12 protein-coding genes are annotated in these 18,125 nt (G+C 47.6%); 8 read left to right on the top strand and 4 right to left on the bottom strand.

The annotated features are described in order from the left end of the window. The first annotated feature begins 25 nt into the window (after positions 1-25). Entirely contained in the window at positions 26-1,600 is a 1,575-nt protein-coding gene (locus D3H65_RS28090) for an FAD-dependent monooxygenase (protein ID WP_119053481.1), read from the top strand. Here the strand turns inward: D3H65_RS28090 and D3H65_RS28085 are convergent. Beyond that, a complete protein-coding gene (locus D3H65_RS28085; RefSeq protein ID WP_211345564.1) occupies positions 1,590-2,864 on the bottom strand; it encodes an acyltransferase family protein in 1,275 nt (424 codons plus the stop codon). The genes D3H65_RS28090 and D3H65_RS28085 overlap by 11 nt on opposite strands. 207 nt (positions 2,865-3,071) lie before the next feature. Between D3H65_RS28085 and D3H65_RS28080 the strand changes: the two genes are divergently transcribed. Beyond that, the gene (locus D3H65_RS28080; protein ID WP_119053479.1) at positions 3,072-5,042 is read left to right on the top strand and encodes a pyrroloquinoline quinone-dependent dehydrogenase; all 1,971 of its coding nucleotides are present in this window, start codon (positions 3,072-3,074) and stop codon (positions 5,040-5,042) included. A 227-nt stretch (positions 5,043-5,269) separates the two neighbouring features. Here the strand turns inward: D3H65_RS28080 and D3H65_RS28075 are convergent, their stop codons facing one another. Then, the gene (locus tag D3H65_RS28075; RefSeq protein WP_119053478.1) at positions 5,270-6,187 is read right to left on the bottom strand and encodes a LysR family transcriptional regulator; all 918 of its coding nucleotides are present in this window, start codon (positions 6,185-6,187) and stop codon (positions 5,270-5,272) included. A gap of 92 nt (positions 6,188-6,279) precedes the next feature. On the opposite strand from D3H65_RS28075, the gene D3H65_RS28070 reads away from it, so the two are divergent. Then, the gene (locus D3H65_RS28070) at positions 6,280-7,503 is read left to right on the top strand and encodes an MFS transporter (protein ID WP_119053477.1); all 1,224 of its coding nucleotides are present in this window, start codon (positions 6,280-6,282) and stop codon (positions 7,501-7,503) included. 326 nt (positions 7,504-7,829) lie between these two features. Next, positions 7,830-8,294, top strand: coding sequence for a hypothetical protein (locus D3H65_RS28060; protein ID WP_119053475.1), 465 nt, complete (start codon positions 7,830-7,832; stop codon positions 8,292-8,294). On the opposite strand, the gene D3H65_RS28055 is transcribed toward D3H65_RS28060, so the two are convergent. Next, positions 8,284-9,954 (bottom strand): clostripain-related cysteine peptidase, encoded by a 1,671-nt coding sequence (locus tag D3H65_RS28055; RefSeq protein ID WP_119053474.1) that lies wholly within the window; start codon positions 9,952-9,954, stop codon positions 8,284-8,286. The two genes, D3H65_RS28060 and D3H65_RS28055, sit on opposite strands and share 11 nt — an antisense overlap. On the opposite strand from D3H65_RS28055, the gene D3H65_RS28050 reads away from it, so the two are divergent. Both D3H65_RS28050 and D3H65_RS28045 read left to right on the top strand, forming a co-directional pair. Continuing rightward, positions 9,955-12,969 carry a ligand-binding sensor domain-containing protein gene (locus D3H65_RS28050; protein WP_119053473.1) on the top strand — a complete coding sequence of 1,005 codons (3,015 nt, stop codon included), beginning with the start codon at positions 9,955-9,957 and terminating at the stop codon, positions 12,967-12,969. It abuts the gene before it with no gap. Between the two features lie 118 nt (positions 12,970-13,087). Further along, the gene (locus D3H65_RS28045) at positions 13,088-14,176 is read left to right on the top strand and encodes an adenylate/guanylate cyclase domain-containing protein (RefSeq protein ID WP_119053472.1); all 1,089 of its coding nucleotides are present in this window, start codon (positions 13,088-13,090) and stop codon (positions 14,174-14,176) included. Here D3H65_RS28045 and D3H65_RS28040 read toward each other — a convergent pair. Beyond that, positions 14,173-15,153 (bottom strand): GlxA family transcriptional regulator, encoded by a 981-nt coding sequence (locus tag D3H65_RS28040; RefSeq protein WP_119053471.1) that lies wholly within the window; start codon positions 15,151-15,153, stop codon positions 14,173-14,175. The genes D3H65_RS28045 and D3H65_RS28040 overlap by 4 nt on opposite strands. 415 nt (positions 15,154-15,568) lie before the next feature. On the opposite strand from D3H65_RS28040, the gene D3H65_RS28035 reads away from it, so the two are divergent. Together D3H65_RS28035 and recD are read left to right on the top strand one after the other, a co-directional pair. Next, positions 15,569-16,228: a dihydrofolate reductase family protein gene (locus tag D3H65_RS28035; protein WP_119053470.1), complete on the top strand. Its 660-nt coding sequence runs from the start codon at positions 15,569-15,571 to the stop codon at positions 16,226-16,228. Between the two features lie 63 nt (positions 16,229-16,291). Next, the gene (gene recD, locus D3H65_RS28030; RefSeq protein WP_119053469.1) at positions 16,292-18,112 is read left to right on the top strand and encodes an exodeoxyribonuclease V subunit alpha; all 1,821 of its coding nucleotides are present in this window, start codon (positions 16,292-16,294) and stop codon (positions 18,110-18,112) included. The last annotated feature ends 13 nt before the right edge of the window (positions 18,113-18,125 follow it).

Raw genomic sequence — 18,125 nt, 5'->3', positions numbered from 1 at the left:
GAATTTTGTGTTTCAACTATTCTGTATGAACGCTACTCTTGAAAGCAAACAATCTGTACCTAATCAATCGACATATGATGTCATCATTTCCGGCGGAGGACCTGTAGGTCTGTTCCTCGCGGGTGAACTGGCACTGGCCAACTGTTCGGTCCTGGTATTGGAGAAGGCAGACCATCCTCAGTCCATTTTAAAGCAGGTTCCGTTTGGTATACGGGGACTCTCCGCACCTACTATTGAAGCGCTTTACCGCCGTGGATTGCTCGGAGAACTTGAGCTACATAAACGTCTTAAAAATCCACATGCCAACGCAGTACAAGGGCCTCGTCGCCAGGCAGGGCACTTTGCCGGCATACCCTTCCACGATGGTGATATTGACACCACTCAATGGAAGTACCGCCTGCCCAGCTCTACGGCAACCAGTTTGATCTCTGAGATGCAGGAGCTGGAAACGGTATTGACGCACCGCGCAGCAGCGTTGGGTGTTGAGATCAGGCGCGGGCTTGCTATTACCGGATTTCATCAAACGGAGGACGAGGTAACTGTTCAGGCAGGCACCTTATCTTTTACTGGTAAATGGCTGGTGGGTTGTGATGGAAGCCGTAGTGTTGTTCGCAAGACAGGCGGTTTTGAATTTGCCGGTACGGAACCGGCATTTACGGGTTACTCGGTTAAAGCGGACATAGCCGATCCGGAGAAACTTAAACCCGGGCGTAACGTGACAGCAAGGGGCATGTACCTGCAATCGCAACCAGGCTACCTGGCGATCCAGGATTTTGATGGCGGGGCATTTCATGATTCGGGAGAGGCAGTGACGCTGGAGTATGTGCAAGCGGTGTTGCGCCGCATATCGGACACGGATGTTACGATCAGCGCGCTGCATATCGCCACTACCTGGACTGACCGGGCCAGGCAGGCCACCAGCTACCGCAAGGGACGGGTACTTTTAGCGGGTGATGCGGCACATATTCATTCACCACTAGGAGGCCAGGGGCTAAACCTTGGCCTGGGCGATGCGATGAACCTCGGCTGGAAGCTTGCCGCCACCATTCAACAGAAAGCGCCGGAAGGCTTGCTGGACAGTTACTATACTGAACGGCATCCCATTGGCGCCCAGGTGCTGGATTGGTCGCGCGCGCAGGTAGCCATCATGCAACCGGACGCAGCGGGCCGTGCACTGAACGCCATCTTCCGGGACCTGATGCAAACGCGGGATGGCGCCACCTATATGGCAGGGCGGGTATGGGGCATTTTCACTCATTACGATCTTGGTACGGAACACCCTTTGACAGGCTATAGTGTTCCCAACTTTGAGTTGGAAGATGGCACAACCATTGGCGATTTAATGCAGGATGGGCTGGGCATACTGCTCGACTTCGACAAGCATGCATCGCTCAACGCTTTAGCGGATGCATACAGTGATCAACTGAAGTATGTTTCGGGTGCAACAGCAATGGGAGTGAAAGAAAAACTGGGTTTGCGTGCTGTATTGATCCGCCCTGATGGAATGATCGCCTGGGCTACGGAGAAAGAGCCGGATCGCAATGAACTTCAACAGGCCATAGGCCGCTGGTTTGTTGGTAACGCAGGGGTCAATCCTTAAAAATGTGGAAGATGGTCCATACCCATCCGAAAGAAAGGAAGTACAACATATTGTGTTTCCTTTTTGGCTTTACAGGTGTTGTGGCCAACTTTTGCGCTCTATGAGGTATTAAACTTCCCAGTAGTATCGCCAACCGGCGACGTACACTGTATTGATCAGTTGTAGCCAGTTTTGACTTGAGCCGGAGGAAAGGGGTTTCAATCATATAAAAAGAGAATAAGGCCATTGCTGCAACAGCCACCAGGTTTTGGGGGAATTGTGCTATCCACCAATCGATACCGCTGATAAACAGCTGCTGCCACAAATAGATGCTGAATGATATGGTCCCTATGAAACTTACCCATTTCAGGTTAAGGAAACTGAACCAATATTTGTGAGGACCGAAAACGGAATACATGAGTATAATGCCTATCAAAGCATTGGCAATAGTGCCATCGGTGAGACCTAGTGGAATAAAGATAAATCCTGCCTGCACGAGGCCGGCCAGGGATTGAAAATACCTTAGTCCCAGCAAGGCGAAGATGGAACACCAAAACAGCAGTTTCCAGTGAGCACTGAGTAAAACAAGTATCCTGTTCCTATACAATGCCAGCAAGCAACCGGTGGCGATGGCATCGATACGCCAAAAGAGGGACAGTTCGCTCATCCAGCTAATGGGATAGAAGTGTACAAAAACCCTGCATACAGGAACGAAAACAATGAGGGCCCATACAGCCAGTTTCCTGAACTTATGGCCCCTAATAAAAATGGCTGGCCAGCATAGGTAAAAGATCTCTTCAATGCTGAGTGACCAGCCGTGGGCTGTAAACCAATCGAGGCTCCAATTGAATTGCTTGGTAAAAGTAAAAGCGGTTAAAAAGGACGGGGCGCTTACATGGATCAACCCAACGGCATTCATCCCTACGTATACGAATAACATGAAATAATAAGCCGGGAAGATGCGCAATACTCTCTTCAGAAAGAATTGCTTCATGGAAACGGTATGAGTTCTCTCTTCTTCTTTTAGTAATAGGGAAGTGATCAAAAAACCCGAGATGACGAAAAATATGTTGACGCCCAGTTGGCCATCCTGGATAAACCGGAGGAAGGGCATTAGCCATTTGTGGGTAGAGATGCTTTGGAAAATATTGGTAGTCTTGCCTAGGTGGTGTAGAATAACCAAGGTGATACTGATGGCCCTCAATCCATTTAAGGAAGGGAACCAATCGTTGACAACTACCTCATTAGCAGTGTCATAAGGCAATTTAGTCCTTAAGCTTTTCACGTATATTGGATATGCCGGTGTTGGCAGTATAAATTTAACTAATATATTAACGTATTTTCAAACATATTATTGGATTTGAGAATAAAAAGCCTGGCCGGAGCTGATAGTTGGCATAAGACTGATCCATTCCCCTTCTTAAACTGTCTATTGGTCAAAGAAATTTAGCCGGGGCGAGGCTTAGAAGTAGGTTTGGGAAAATCATTTTTTATGACCATAAAAGCTCTTGTCTGCGCCTCTCTCCTGCTGGCCAGCAACCCTTATTCTTATGGACAGGCTCCGCGAAAAGCCGCAGCTGTCCACCCTGCCGGGGAATGGCCTGCCTACGGCAATGACGCCGGCGGCATGCGGTATTCACCGTTAAACCAGGTGAATGACAAGAATGTCGCTTCGCTGAAAGTAGCCTGGACCTATCAAACGGGCGAGCTGGGCCTGTATGAAGGAACGGAAGCGATGAAGAAAGCGGCTTTTGAAGCCACGCCGATCATGATCGGCCGCACGCTTTATTTCAGCACACCGGCTGCCAGGGTATTTGCGGTAGATGCGGCCACCGGCAAAGAGCAATGGGTATATGACCCTGCGATCAACCTGCACACGGGCTACTCCGAGGTCACCTCACGGGGCGTTTCGGCCTGGCCTGCAGGTGGCAGCGACAAGGGCAAAGGAGCCAGCAGGATCTTCGTGGCCACGATCGATGGCCGCCTGATCGCACTGGATGCCAAAACAGGCAAACCGATCAGCTCGTTTGGTGACCGGGGCACGGTTGACCTCAACAAGGGCATGGGCGGCACCATCAGTGTCACCTCTCCACCTGCAATTATAGGCAATACGATCATCGTAGGATCGGCCATGGGAGATAACCAGCGATTTGATTATCCTCCCGGCACGGTGCGTGCCTATGATGTGATCACCGGTGCTTTGAAATGGGGATGGGACCCGATACCGCGCGATTCTACGAATAAAGCCTGGTATACCTGGAATGGACCGAAGGCACACAAAACAGGCGCAGCCAATGCGTGGGCCACGCTTTCGGTGGATGCTGCACGTGACATGGTGTTTGTGCCTACGAGCAGCCCTAGTCCTGATTACTATGGCGGTGAGCGCCTGGGACAAAATCTATATGGCAATTCGATTGTCGCCTTGCGCGCCTCCACGGGTAAGCTGGTATGGTATTACCAGGTGGTGCACCATGACCTGTGGGACTATGACATTGCCGCACAACCGGTGCTTACAGATATTATGAAAGCAGGAAAGAAGGTACCCGCGGTAATAGTGGGTACGAAGATGGGACATATATTTATCCTGGACCGCACGACAGGCATACCCTTATTCCCTGTGGAAGAAAGACGAGTACCAGCTTCTGATATTCCCGGAGAAGAAGCCTGGCCCACACAACCATTCCCGGTATTGCCTGCACCATTGGGCATCCAAAGCGTAGGTGAAAAGGATGCCTGGGGCCCTACTGAAGAAGCAAAGGAAGGCGCTAAGAAAAGGATCGCTCAACTCAGGAACAAGGGCATTTTCACGCCGCCCTCCTATGAAGGATCGGTGATGACACCAGGCAATGCAGGCGGCATTCACTGGGGTGGTATGTGCGTGGACCCGAAAGAACGGTTACTGATCACGAATATTAACATACTGCCCGCCATTATACGCATGGTACCGCGTGAAAGGCAAGCAGAGCTGGAAGGCAAAGGAAGCGCCGTAGTACGGGGAGAAATGGGTATGCAGCGGGGAACACCTTATGTGATGAACCGGGATTATCTCTTCCAGGTAGATGAGAAAGGGGTGATGATGCAGACAACTCCCCCCTGGGGTACGCTGGTTGCCATCGACCTGAACAGTGGTCTCAAAAAATGGGAGGTGCCGCTGGGTTATATGCTGGACCCCCAAAAATATCCTGGTGCAGAAAAATGGGGTTCGCTCAATTTCGGAGGCGCCATTGTAACAAGCGGCAACCTGATCTTTGTAGCGGCTTCGCGTGATGGTCATCTACGCGCTTTTGATTCGCATACGGGTGCAGAGCTTTGGAAATACCTGCTGCCTGCCGGTGGACAAGCCACACCGATGACGTATGAACTGGATGGCAAACAATACATCGTGATGGCGGCGGGCGGTCATGGAAAATTTTCCACGAAGATGGGTGATTATGTGGTGGCGTTTGCGCTGGAGAAACCGTGAATCGGCAGTCGGCAGTCGAGAATCGGCAATCGTTTGCTTCGATAGCAGTACTTGTCCCGCACTGCGGGATTTCTCACTCCGCTTCGCTTCGTTCGAAATGACAAAAGGAAGGGTTTCGTTCGATGACAAGAAAGATCCGAAATGACAACAAAGAAAGTATAGCCATGAAAGTGGAAATGGTGAGCCGCCTTTGGAAGGCGACCCACCATTTCCACTTTAGGAAGTAACTACCTCCCGGTTGCGGGTAATAGTTCTTGTGTTATGAATATATCCTTTACCATGTTGATCTCTTTTTCATACATGGTCTTCTTCCTCGTGCCGAAGTAGAGGGTATTCTCCACGACATGATTCCCTTCCCACACCAGTTTTACTTTACCGGAATTGATCTCCTCCCGGCATAAGAAGTCGGGGATGACAGAAAATCCCTGGCCCCCACTTAAGCAACGCACGATGGAACTGATATTGGGCACAATATAGTTGGGCTTGAAATCGAGGTTGCTTTTAAAGTTCAGTTGCCAGAAGTTTTTGAGGTGGCCCATATCGGCAGCGGTACTGTACCATAACTGTTGCTTCAGCCAGCTTTCCACCTGCCTGGTATTATTTTCTTTTAGCAACGGGGTTAATGACTTCAGATTGGTCTTGGAACCACAGACCAATACAATCCTTTCTTTGGAGAAAGGCTGGTACTCCAGTTTTTTCTGATCGTCTTTGTGTGGTGTAATGATGAGGTCGAGCAAACCTTTGTCGAGGTCATGTATCATTTGAGGATAGTCTCCAAACTTGATGATGACATTGAAGGGCAGGGAAGAAATATGCTTCTCGAGGGTGAACTGGAATGTTTCAAAACACATGCCGATGCTGATGGTGGCTCTGTCAGCCTTGGTACTCCTGTAGAAAAGTTCTTCAGCCGTTTCCAGTTTACTAATGGGCTCCAGCACAAAATTATACAGCACTTTTCCTCTCTCGGTAGGGATCATCTTTTTGGCGGAGCGGTCAAATAGCTTGTACCCTGTATAGGCTTCCAATGAGTTGAGGTGCAGGCTTACACCGGGCTGGGAAATATACAGGGCCTGTGCGGCGCCTGTAAGTGTTTCCTTCTCATAGATCGCCTTAAAGGTCCGGAGCCATTCAAGATTAAGTATCATATACTATCATTTTTCTGATACAAAGGTATAATTTAAGCTATTATGATAATAGATCAATTAGTGGGAATTTTGCCCTGTTAATTGAAAAATATATGAACACAGTTACAAAATCTATTGAATTATCTGCTACTGCATCAAGCGTGCCAACCAGCGGCAGGAAATCACTTCCTGCCGCGTTGTGGGCATTAACGATCAGCGCCTTTGGCATTGGCACTACTGAGTTTGTGATCGTGGGTCTGTTGCCTACGATGGCCAAAGACCTTCACATTTCCATTCCTTCAGCTGGTTTGCTGGTAAGCCTGTATGCCATTGGCGTGGCTATCGGTGCACCCATACTCACTGCCCTAACCAGCCGTGTGCCCAGGAAGCAATTGTTGATCTCGCTCATGGCGTTGTTTGTTGTAGGTAACGGGTTGGCTTCGCTGGCGCCGGGCTTTGTTTCGCTGGTGATAGCGCGCATCATTACGGGATTTGCGCATGGGGTATTCTTTTCCATCGGCTCTACCATTGCTGCAGCCTTGGTACCGGCTGAAAAGAGAGCATCGGCCATCGCTATTATGTTTGCCGGCCTCACGGTAGCCATTGTAACGGGCGTACCCTTTGGTACCTACATCGGGCAACAATTTGGCTGGCGGGCTACTTTTATTGGCGTGGCGGTGTTGGGCTTGATTGGTCTGATAGCCAGTTGGATATTGGTACCCAACAACCTTGCCAATGAAAAAGCAGCGTCGCTGAAAACACAACTGAAGGTGATCACCAATAAACGTCTGGTGCTTGGCTTTCTAATGACGGCATTAGGTTACGGCGGTACTTTTGTGGCTTTTACCTACCTCTCTCCTATCCTGCAGGAGATAACGGGCCTGTCAGAATCGGTGGTGAACATGGTATTGCTGTTGTATGGTGTGGCTATCGCCATTGGAAATATTGTTGGCGGTAAGGTAGCCAACAAGCATCCGCTGAAAGCATTGCTGTGGATGTTTGTGGCACAGGCTGCGGTACTGCTGTTGTTTACCTTTACAGTACATTACACAGTTGCAGGTTTGATCACCTTGTTTATCATGGGCGCACTTTCTTTCACCAATGTGCCGGGTCTGCAATTATACATTGTGCAAACAGCCGAAAAGCATTTACCAGGTACGGAGGATGTAGCCTCGGCCTTTAATATTGCTTCCTTTAATATCGGCATTGCTTTGGGTGCTTATGCTGGTGGGTTGATCGTAGCATCGCCCCTGGGATTGGGTGCTACTCCCTGGGTAGGCGCCTTGTTTGTGGTGCTGGCTATTGGCATAACCTGGTGGAGCCGCCGGCTGCAATAATCAAGATGCTGTAGGGTTTGGAGAGGCAGGTACTGTCCTTGTACTCTCCCGTCCAGATGGTGTTTTTGAATAATTCGGTATAATCCCCGGAAGAAGTGTTATCATCTTTATTGCAAGCAGGCAATCCTGTAAAGGTGGGGCGGGAAGGTGGGAGAGTAAACTGCGAATTAGCCATTCACAGAAATGGGTGAGCCGGCGGGAGAGGTAAAGGTGAAAACACCTTTTTTTTTCCGGTGCTTTACACATTCAACCATATCGGCGCACTCGTTATCTTTGGATGCATTGAATCAATTAAACCAGCACTTATTACACATTAAATACATAATATGGGAAAAGTCGTACTATCCAAAAAAGAGTTTGCCATCAACGAAGGGGCAAAAATTGTGTTTGATGCCTCCAAAACAAAAATCAAGATCAAGAAGGATGGCACGGTTAGTATTACCATTAATGGTAAGCTATCGAACACCACAACAGACCTGCAGGTAGGCACGGTGGATAATGATCCCATCAAGTTTGATAGCTGCGGTGTATTCAATATGGATTCGACTGAAAACTTCAAAGATGGTAAGGTGAAAGATATTTTCCTTACGTTGGTTCCTAATCCTGCACCTGCAGATCCAGATATTGTTCTGAAGTCTTCCAGCAATGATATTGTAGCCAAAACAGACGGGGAAAAGGGTAACCATGGCAGTAATTTCCTGAGCCAGCCTACTCCGTTGAGAAAAAGCGCTCCCAAGAAAAGTGCACTATATGCGGCACCCAAAAAAGGAAAGGCAAAAGCTAAAAAGTAATTTCTTTATCTATCACTTTTTTCAGAAATTCTTTCCAGCTCTCTAAAGGACCATTTAGCAACCGATCGGACCTTACATTGTCGATCAGGTTAGGCTTATCCGCAAAGGCATATTGGGGAAAGAATAAGCTATATCCTGTAGGGGGTAGATTGATGACTGCAACAGGAAGCAGCGGATCGGGAAAGGAATATACAGCTATACCTTTAGTAGCTTTAATTTGCAAAGATTGTTTTCCGTTAACCCCCAGGATGTAATTCCTGAGTTCAATAATCATTGAATCCAAACTTCCGAAAACCTGGGAATGATCAGGCAGAAAGAAGTGATCGGCTGATTTAACGCTCATGCACCAATTCAGGAAATCAACCATAATGGTTCTATTATTGGTAAAATCAAAGCAGACAGACCTTACATATTTAAGCATATATTTTAATTCAGGGGTCGGGTTTTGGCTGACAGCCTCAATAATTGCCGTCACGAGTTGTTGGAGGCTTTGCAATTGCTGGTCGAACACTTTCTTTCCTTGTACATCGATAGTCTGTAAGTCAACCGCAATGATCTTCCAGGAATCGATCGTCTTTGGGTTTTGAGGATTTAATATTCTTGCCCTTCTTTTAGCAAATGCATTTTCACTAGTTCTTATACATTCTTCTGCCAGGCCGCGTGCAGTAACCGGGGTTTCCGAATAATAAATAAAGCTCAAAATTTCGCGGTAATTATACCCCGGATTGGCAATATCTCCCTGGGGCGCCACCAGGCATTGTACCCGATCTTTCATAGCATACATGGTATGCAAGTTCATCATCCAGCAATTCATCATCAGCAAAACCCCTACTTTACGGTCACCCAGCCAGTCGCGAAAAGCATCGGCCAGTTCATGGTTGTGCAGTAATTCGGTGACTTCAGATTCCTGAAAGCCTATTTCAGACAATGTGGGCTCAGCGGCACTGGTGTCAAAAACTAGCTTTTTTCTACCCTTTTCGATCCGGAAAAAGTTCCTGGATTTGTCGCTGGTCAGAAGAGGGATAACAGATTCAGCTATTTCTTTTTTTGCTGAGACGGCAAACAGGTCGTGCCCAGCCTGAACAGTAAAAAAAGCATAGCCGGGTTCACTTTTGAATTGATGCGCTTCCATATCCTCCACTTCCATCGCTCTTTCCCAAAAGAGCCTTAAGTAGGGAAATCGTTGCAACTCCTGCGAATCGTTAATTGGCTTTCTTATCTGAGGCAAGGGATGAGGCTCTTCCCTGAAAATGCCAAAGGCATTGCCATGATCCCAGGTAACGAAAAAGACCTCTTCATCGTCCATTACTTCAATGTAGCTTAATATATGGCTTAGTTTATTGCTATCCTGCAAGGTTGTCACATCCGCTCTATTGACCTCACATCTTCCAAAACAATTGCCACGTTTATGTTGGCACTTTACCATTTCATACATAATGAACCGGGTCTCTGTTCTGGGCGCCTTGCCTGTTGCAGGGAAGAAGTATTTAATACCATTGAATATTACAAAAAGCCTCGCTCTATCGGGATTTATAGGCACCTTAATGACAGACCTAAGCATATCATTGATCTCCACTCTCATTTCTTCGCTCATGGAAAACGACTCTTTTGTCCTGAAATCTGCATAAATTAGGAATACAATAACCCATTTCTTATCCATATGAAGTCAGTTTTGGCGGTCGTTATTTTCTTATTATTAAATTGTTTCTGCTTTGCTCAGCGGATAGCCACTACTCACTTATTAAAGTATACGCAAAAGGATGGGCTGCCGAGTTACAATGTGCGCAAAGTTCTCCAGGATTCAAAAGGTTTTATATGGGTGGGTACACAAGACGGGATCAGCCGCTTTGATGGAAGAACTTTTTTAAGTTACGCAAAAAGTGCTGCTCCCAAAAATAAGATATGTGGCGTAGATGTACGGGAGATGGTAGAAGATACGACGAAGAATTTATTATGGGTGCTTCCTGCGGAAGTGGGCATCAATGCCATCAGCACCATCACGGGAGCGGTGGTCCAAACGGCTGTGATACCGGACGCCGGTATGGAAGACTGGAATATCAGCCTGTTGAAAGATAAAGAACTGCTCTGGATCGGCACCTCCACGGGAGTAAAGGTGTTTAATACGAGTAAAGGTGTTTATGAAAAAGCGCTGCCCTTGCCCAGGCCGGCTATCGCTGCCAATGATTTTGAGGTGCGTTCGCTTGTCAAAGATGCCTATGGCAATCTTTGGGCGGCCTGCAGCGGCTATGGTATATTGATCTATTCGCCGGATAGTCGAATGATCATCAAAAGCATCCCACTCTCTTCTTTTAATGACCATGCCAAAAGCCGTGACATACGGTTTTACGGATACGCTACCCCTAAAGCCGGGGAAATATTGTTTGCCACCAACCAGGGATTGAGAAAGATAAATTACTCCTCTTCCTATGCAATAACCATTAACAATGCTCCCTGCAGCAGTATCCCTGCCTTAAATACAGGCAGCATCGATTGCATTTCTATCAACAAACAAGGGGGCATTTTTTTATCGGGAGAAGGCAAACTGTATCAGTTTGATGCATTACTGACGAATTATACAACGCTGGAAGAACCTGCCAGAACATGGGAAGCCGATTGGCTGGAGGCGGTTCAATGTGTATACCAGGACAAGGAAAACAATACCTGGCTTGGCTGTCAGGAAGGGCTGGCTTTTATACCACATTATCCCTCGCCCTTCCGGTCATTCAACTACGACAAGCAAACCAATATCAAACTGGAACATGTAAGATCTATTTATGTGTCGGATGATAAAAGTATCCTCGCCGGGCTACGCAATGGTCTTGTAAGCATTGATAATACGGGCAGGCAGTATACAAAACCGCTGAAAGAGGACCTATACCATCATATTTTCCAGGACAGGCAAGGACGTATTCATGTAGCCAGGCGCGATGGTATGTTTATTTATCAGCATGGTTCCATAACCCCCATTGCAACCATATACCCGGAGTTTAAGCCCTATGCTGCATTGCCGGTAAACAGTCACCTGTTCCTGGGCGATTCGCTGGTGGTATTGGGTACAGAAAGCAGTAATGGCATACTATTGTGGAATACCCATCAAAAGACGGTGCGCAAAATAGAACAAAGTGATGCAAACAGCCCGCTGGCCTCCAGCATCGTCAACAATATCTACCACGACCAGAAAGGCAGGACCTGGGTACTCTCGGACAATGTGATCAGCATCCTCTCGCCCGACTTTACAAAAGGAGACAGCCTCACATTGCCTGAAAAAGGGACGGGGCAGCACTACAAGTTGTTTTTTGATATGTGCGAAGCCAGGGGGCATTACTGGATCGCCTCTTATGGTTCGGGTATTATACAATTGGACTCTTCCCTTCATATTAAAAGGGTGATCAATACAGCAAGCCATTTATCCAACGACGGCGTTTATCAACTATTCAATGTGAACAACCAGCAACTTGTAGTAACCAGTAATAATGGGTTATCGGTGGTTGACCTGACTGATTATCATGTAAAAACCTACTATACAAATAATGGCTTGCATTCAAATGGATTTGAAGAAGTGGCCGGCCTGATGAAAGATGGCAAAATCTATACGGGGGGCGTAAATGGATTTACGATCATTGACCCTACGGCTTTTTCCATCAACCTTACTCCTCCTATCCTTTATATTGATCATATCCAGGTGCGCACCAAAGACAAGGTGCTTGACACGAGTGATATTACTTTACAGTCGCTGGAGATCGGCAGCGATGCTGTACAAACTACCATCTACCTGGCGGGCCTTAATTTCAGTGATCCGGAAAAGGTAAGCATTGACTACAAGATCAATGAGCAACATACTGACTGGATCAATATTGGCAACGCCAGCTCCCTTCCGCTTATTGGGATGGGTCCTGGCACTTACCATGTGCAGCTACGGGCCAGCAATGAAGATGGCGTGCACTCTGAGATAAAACTATTGACGCTTGATTTCCTGCCTACCTGGTATGAGACCTGGTGGTTCAAATTATTGTTATTATTAACAGGCCTCAGCATAATTTATACGGTTTACCGGCTTCGCATCGCCCAGCTCAGGAAGGAGAATGAGATCCGGTCAAAGCTGGCCAGTGACTTGCACGATGACCTGGGAAGCACTATGAATAGCATTAAAGTGTATACGAACCTGGCATTGATGGAAAAACAGCGGGAGGGATATCTTTATAAAATAAAAGAAAGCGCCCAGGAGGCTATTGTAAGCATCAGGGATTTGATATGGGTATTGGATGACAGCCGTGACAGTATCGAAAACCTCTTTGCTCGGATCTACCCATTTGCGGCGCCGCTTAGTGAAGCCAATAATATAATTTATAAAGAGATTGTAGCTGATGACGCCAAAGGCTACAAGCTTGGCCAGGAGGAAAAGAGGAATCTGTATATGATGCTGAAGGAATCGGTGAACAATGCGGTTAAATATTCGGAAGCTCAATCCATCACAATCAGCTGTTCTCTTAAAAGAGGGAAACCGGTCTTCCTGGTGACAGACGATGGAAAAGGCTTTGACCTGAAAAAAGAGAATGAAGGAAACGGCTTAAAGAATATGCAACGGCGGGCCGGGCAGATCCATTATCATATTACGATCACCAGCAGCCCTGGCCAGGGTACTTCTATCCTGCTACAAAAAATGAGGGTTGCCTAAGGGCCAGTCTTGATACCCTTGCCTGAATAAAAGTCGCAAGCGCCCCTTTGGAGGCCCTATTTACCCGTGATCTATTTGTGCTATAGGCTGTAACTTCACTATCTAAACAGAAAAGGTTGTGAACAGGGGAACTCAACTAAAATTTAAACAACTGGCGGTGATCATTGTAGCCTGGATGCTGATGGGGCTGCTGATGACTGTGTATGACCTGCTGGTATTGCTTACGGATAACACCCTCGGACTTTCGGATAAATATTCTTTTACGGTCTCAGCAGTACGGAATGTGGGTGCCGGATTGATTGGTGCATTGATCGGTGGGAGCCTGCTGGTGTTTTATGTGAATGTAAGATACCAGGACAAGCCTTATGGATATACGATCCTCATAGTGTGTATTTCCTTATTGCTCATAGTTGCTTTTATTTCTGTACTGATGGGTGTGATACTGGTGCCGATACGTACGGGCCGGCCGCTTACAGACCCGGTATCCTGGGCAGCTTTTCAAAAATTCCTGAAGGACAGTTCGCATATCAAGGCAGCTATATTCTGGGGATTTGTTGTAGGGGTTACACAACTGTTGTTACAGGTAAACAGCAAATTTGGCCAGGGCGATTTCTGGAATATCATCATGGGGCGGTACAATACACCGAAGGAAGAGAATAGGATATTCATGTTCCTGGATCTGAACGCCTCTACTACGATGGCTGAGCAATTGGGCAATGAAAATTACCATGCTTTGCTGAAAGACTTTTTTGCAGACATCACTGCGCCGATACTGGAAAACAAGGGGAATATTTATCAATATGTAGGCGATGAGGTAGTGATCGCCTGGAATTACGAGGATGGCAAAGAAAACCTGCAATGTATCCGCTGCTTCTTCGATATGAAGCTGCGTATCCAACAGCTACGGGATAAATACCTCCACCGCTATGGGCTGGTGCCTTCGTTTAAAGCAGGCATGCATTGCGGCAGGGTGATCGCCGGCGAGGTAGGCATTATCAAAAGGGATATTACCTATTCGGGGGATGTGCTGAACACAACCTCCCGCATACTGGACAAATGCGGCGAACTGAACGAAGAGGTGATCGCCTCCTCGGACCTGCTCTCGGAATTGTATTCACTGAGGAATTATATCACCCGTTCATTAGGCGCCATTAAACTCAAAGGCAAAGAGAAAGAGGTTATGCTGGTAGCATTAACACCAGCTTAGGCCACTACAGCTTCCTTATTGTATTTATTCTTGTAGTCAATGGGCGAAAGGCCGGTGATCTTCTTAAACACGGTGCGGAAGGCCTTGGTATCGGAATACCCTACTTCATACATCACTTCATTGACATTTTTCCGGCTGCTTTCCAGGTGTTTTTTGGCTGCTTCGATCTTTACTCGTTGAATGTATTCAACGGGGGTATTGTTGGTGGCCTTTTTAAAACGTCTTTCAAAATGGCGGCGGCCGATCGCAAACTTTACGGCCAGTTCTTCTACGGATATTTTTTCAGTCACATTCTTTTCAATGAATTCCTGGGCCAGTTTGATGGGTTCATCTTCATGGCGCTTCTGTCCATTGAACATAATAAAAGGGGACTGGCTTTTCCGGTCTATTTCTATGGCAAAGAACTTAGAGGTAAGGATGGCCATTTCACGCCCTACTTTTTTCTCGACCAGGTATATCAGGAGGTTCCAGTAAGAATTGGCGCCTCCACTGGAATAAAGGCCTTCTTCTTCTGTAATGATCTTATCATCTACGAGGGTGATCCCGGGAAACATATTCCGGAACTCATTGGCATAGACCCAGTGGGTAGAGCATTTTCTTCCTTCGAGCAGACCGGTAGAGGCCAGGAGGAAAGCGCCTATGCAAAGGCTGGCCACTTCGGCGCCCTGGGCTTTCTGGCGAATGATCCAGGGATAAAACTCTTTATTCTTTTCGATGGCTACCTGCAGATCACCGCCGATAGCCGGAATAAAGATCAGGTCAGTTTTTTTGACGTCCTGCAACAGTACATCGGTATGTACAGTAAAGGAGCCCTGGTACAATTGCACTTCTTTTGAAAGGCCCACCAGTTCCACTTTAAACATGGGTTCTTTGCCGGCTCTTTTCAAAAAGTCGTTGACCGCGGCAAATAACATGCGGGGGTCGGTGATACTTGTCAGGACAGCCTCTTCAGGCACCAGGATGGATATGTGTTTCATCTGCGCTTTTTATTATTTTTTGGGGGCCGAACGTTCCAGTTACCAATACCGATCGTTTTGGGCCAATACATGGACCTGGGCAGTTTAGTAATGCCATTTGAAACATCGAAAGGGGGAGTAAATTTATCAGCTCTGTGGAGCCAAAAGTATAATAATATGGTTACACATTCAAACGATTTTTGTGTACAATCAATAATAAGCTTAGAATGAATTGTCTCCTTTTCGGGCGCCGACTGTACGATCCAGGGATCGTAAAAGCATTGATAACCAACAACCTGCAGAGACACAGGCTACAAGACAGGCGTTTTCCCGGGCTGGTCATCTTTTCATGTCGCAACAAACCCTCTATTAGTCGCAACCACACGCTATCAGCACCGTTGTACGGAAGTACATTTGTTCATCCAATAGATGCCAGATGCGTAAAATAATTGTATCAATAAATGTAACCCTTGACGGCTTTATGGCCGGCCCCCGCGGAGAGCTTGACTGGCATTTTCCACATTGGAATGAAGAAATGGCCAGTTTCGCCTTCGAGCAGTTGTGTATGGTGGACAGCATATTGCTGGGGCGGGTCACCTACCAGGCGATGGCCAGTTACTGGCCTTATGAAGCCAACAATACCGCTTACGGAAGACAGGAATGTTCCTATGCGAATATGATGAATAACTACGCCAAGATCGTATTCTCCAAATCGCTGCGTACGGTGGAATGGAGAAATACCAGGCTGGTGAAAAAAGATATTGGGAAAGCCGTGATGGCGCTGAAAGAACAGCCAGGCATGGATATGATCATACTGGGCAGCGGGAGTATTGTATCGCGCTTAATGCATTTGGGCCTGGTGGATGAGATCGTGTTGTGGGTACACCCCGTAACCCTGGGCAATGGTATTCCGCTTTTCCGGGACATGCAGGATCGCTACCCATTGAAGCTTTTGAGAACAAAGGCTTTCAGTTCGGGTGTGGTGATACTGTATTATGAAAAGGCATCGAGGCAAAAAGGCATAAAGGCAATGAGGGGGAAAGGCAAGCTACGAGCCACGAGCTGTGAGCCGCGAGCGGAAGGCAACGAGTCATAAAGGCATCGGCGCTACCATGGGAACGAAGTATTAATTATTCGGGTAATGCGCTAACTTGCGGCCATGCATGCGCTCAATGATGTTCACCAACAGTTTGCCGAATATTTTGGGATACCGGCATTGAAGCCTTATGCTTATCTCCTATCTAAAAAACTCAGTGAAGGGCATATCTGTCTGCACCTGGATCAGTTGACTGCCAGCGCTGATGACCTACCAGCTTATTACCATCTTCTACCAGGCGGCAGCCAATCGCTGGAAACCCTCCCACTCGTGGGCAAAAACGGGGACGATCGACAACCTTTTGTGTTGTATCAAAACAGGCTATACCTGCAACGGTATTTCCGGTATGAAACGGGATTCCTGCAACGTATCCGGCAGTTCCTGGCAGAGGAACAAGCGCAACTACCGCAACGGCTGGCATTGCTGCGGCAACACAAAGCATTCATCAGCCGATTGTTTAGCAACCCCGGCAACGGATCTGCGGGAGCGTCTGAAGACCTGGCCGACTGGCCATTGGCGGCGGCCATTACAGGCATCCTCCACAATTTCACGATCATTACAGGCGGTCCCGGTACCGGCAAGACGACTACAGTAGCCAAAATATTATCCTTACTATATACCACGAACCCGGCTTTGAAGGTGGCCCTGGCAGCACCCACGGGTAAGGCAGCTGCCCGCATGGCAGAAAGTCTGCGGCAGACAACGTTGCCACTGGAAGCTCCGATACTGGAAAAATTCCAGGCATTGCATCCCTCTACGATTCACCGTTTGCTTAAACCAGTGGCAGGTACACATTACTTCCGGCACAACCAGCAAAATCCACTGAGTTATGATGTAGTGATCGTAGATGAATGTTCGATGATCGACGTGGCTTTGTTTGCCAAATTGCTGGATGCTATTGCGCCCGGAACCCGGCTGATCATGCTGGGCGATAAGGATCAGCTGGCTTCGGTAGAAGCGGGCAGCTTATTTGGTGATCTCTGTCTGGCCCAACCTATCCTCAATCAATTTTCGGCAGAAAGGCTTGCGCTGATCAATGAGTTTATTGAGGATGACCGTTATCGGCTGCCTGAGAGCCATATCAGCCATCAACATGAGCATCCCTTATTCCAGCACCTGGTAGAATTGCGGCGCAGCCATCGCTTTACAGGACATACGGGCATCGGCTCCTTCAGCAAGGCAGTGATCGGTAATGATGCTGCGGCCTTACAACAATTTCTGCCGCCTTCCAGGGATGAGCAGGTGGTTATTGACCCATTGTATTCGAATGACCTGTTTGAAAAGTTTATAGCAGGCTATGCCGCTTTCATCACCGAGAAAGACATCTCTTCGGCCCTTAAAAAGATGAATGCCCTGCGTGTGCTTTGCGCAGTAAGGGAAGGGGAACAGGGATTGTATGCGATCAACAGCAGGATCGAAAAATGGCTCGACAGCAAAAAGCTCATTCAGCATACGGTTCCTTTTTACGAGAACCGTCCTATTATATTGACGCGTAATTATTATGAACACGGACTGTTCAATGGAGATACAGGTATTATCCGTGCCAATAAACAAGGCGTATTGATGGCCTGGTTTGAAGACAGTACAGGAACGCTCAGGTCGATCATGCCTGGTTATCTGAGTGAAGCCGAAACGGTGTTTGCCATGACCATTCATAAGAGTCAGGGCTCAGAATTTGATGAGGTGCTGGTGATATTGCCGCCAATAGCCAATTCGCCTTTACTTACGCGGGAGCTGTTGTATACGGCGGTGACGCGGGCCCGGAAACGGGTATACCTGCAAGGATCGGGCGAGACGATACTGGAAGCTGCCCAACGGGTAGTAGAAAGAGCTTCGGGTATAGCAGCGCGCTTTCAACCGGGATCATCAACGCTTATTTCTTAATCACTACGAGGCA

The organism is Paraflavitalea soli, from assembly GCF_003555545.1.
Taxonomy (GTDB): Bacteria; Bacteroidota; Bacteroidia; order Chitinophagales; family Chitinophagaceae; genus Paraflavitalea; species Paraflavitalea soli.
Note: the sequence above shows the minus strand (reverse complement) of the source record. Positions and strands in the feature narration are given on the sequence as shown.

Bases quoted from the DNA above. Each gene is read 5' to 3' on its own strand.
- D3H65_RS28090 (WP_119053481.1), top strand. From the start codon at position 26: ATGAACGCTACTCTTGAAAGCAAACAATCTGTACCTAATCAATCGACA.
- D3H65_RS28080 (WP_119053479.1), top strand. From the start codon at position 3,072: ATGACCATAAAAGCTCTTGTCTGCGCCTCTCTCCTGCTGGCCAGCAAC.
- D3H65_RS28075 (WP_119053478.1), bottom strand. From the start codon at position 6,187: ATGATACTTAATCTTGAATGGCTCCGGACCTTTAAGGCGATCTATGAG.
- D3H65_RS28070 (WP_119053477.1), top strand. From the start codon at position 6,280: ATGAACACAGTTACAAAATCTATTGAATTATCTGCTACTGCATCAAGC.
- D3H65_RS28060 (WP_119053475.1), top strand. From the start codon at position 7,830: ATGGGAAAAGTCGTACTATCCAAAAAAGAGTTTGCCATCAACGAAGGG.
- D3H65_RS28055 (WP_119053474.1), bottom strand. From the start codon at position 9,954: ATGGATAAGAAATGGGTTATTGTATTCCTAATTTATGCAGATTTCAGG.
- D3H65_RS28050 (WP_119053473.1), top strand. From the start codon at position 9,955: ATGAAGTCAGTTTTGGCGGTCGTTATTTTCTTATTATTAAATTGTTTC.
- D3H65_RS28040 (WP_119053471.1), bottom strand. From the start codon at position 15,153: ATGAAACACATATCCATCCTGGTGCCTGAAGAGGCTGTCCTGACAAGT.
- D3H65_RS28035 (WP_119053470.1), top strand. From the start codon at position 15,569: ATGCGTAAAATAATTGTATCAATAAATGTAACCCTTGACGGCTTTATG.
- recD (WP_119053469.1), top strand. From the start codon at position 16,292: ATGCATGCGCTCAATGATGTTCACCAACAGTTTGCCGAATATTTTGGG.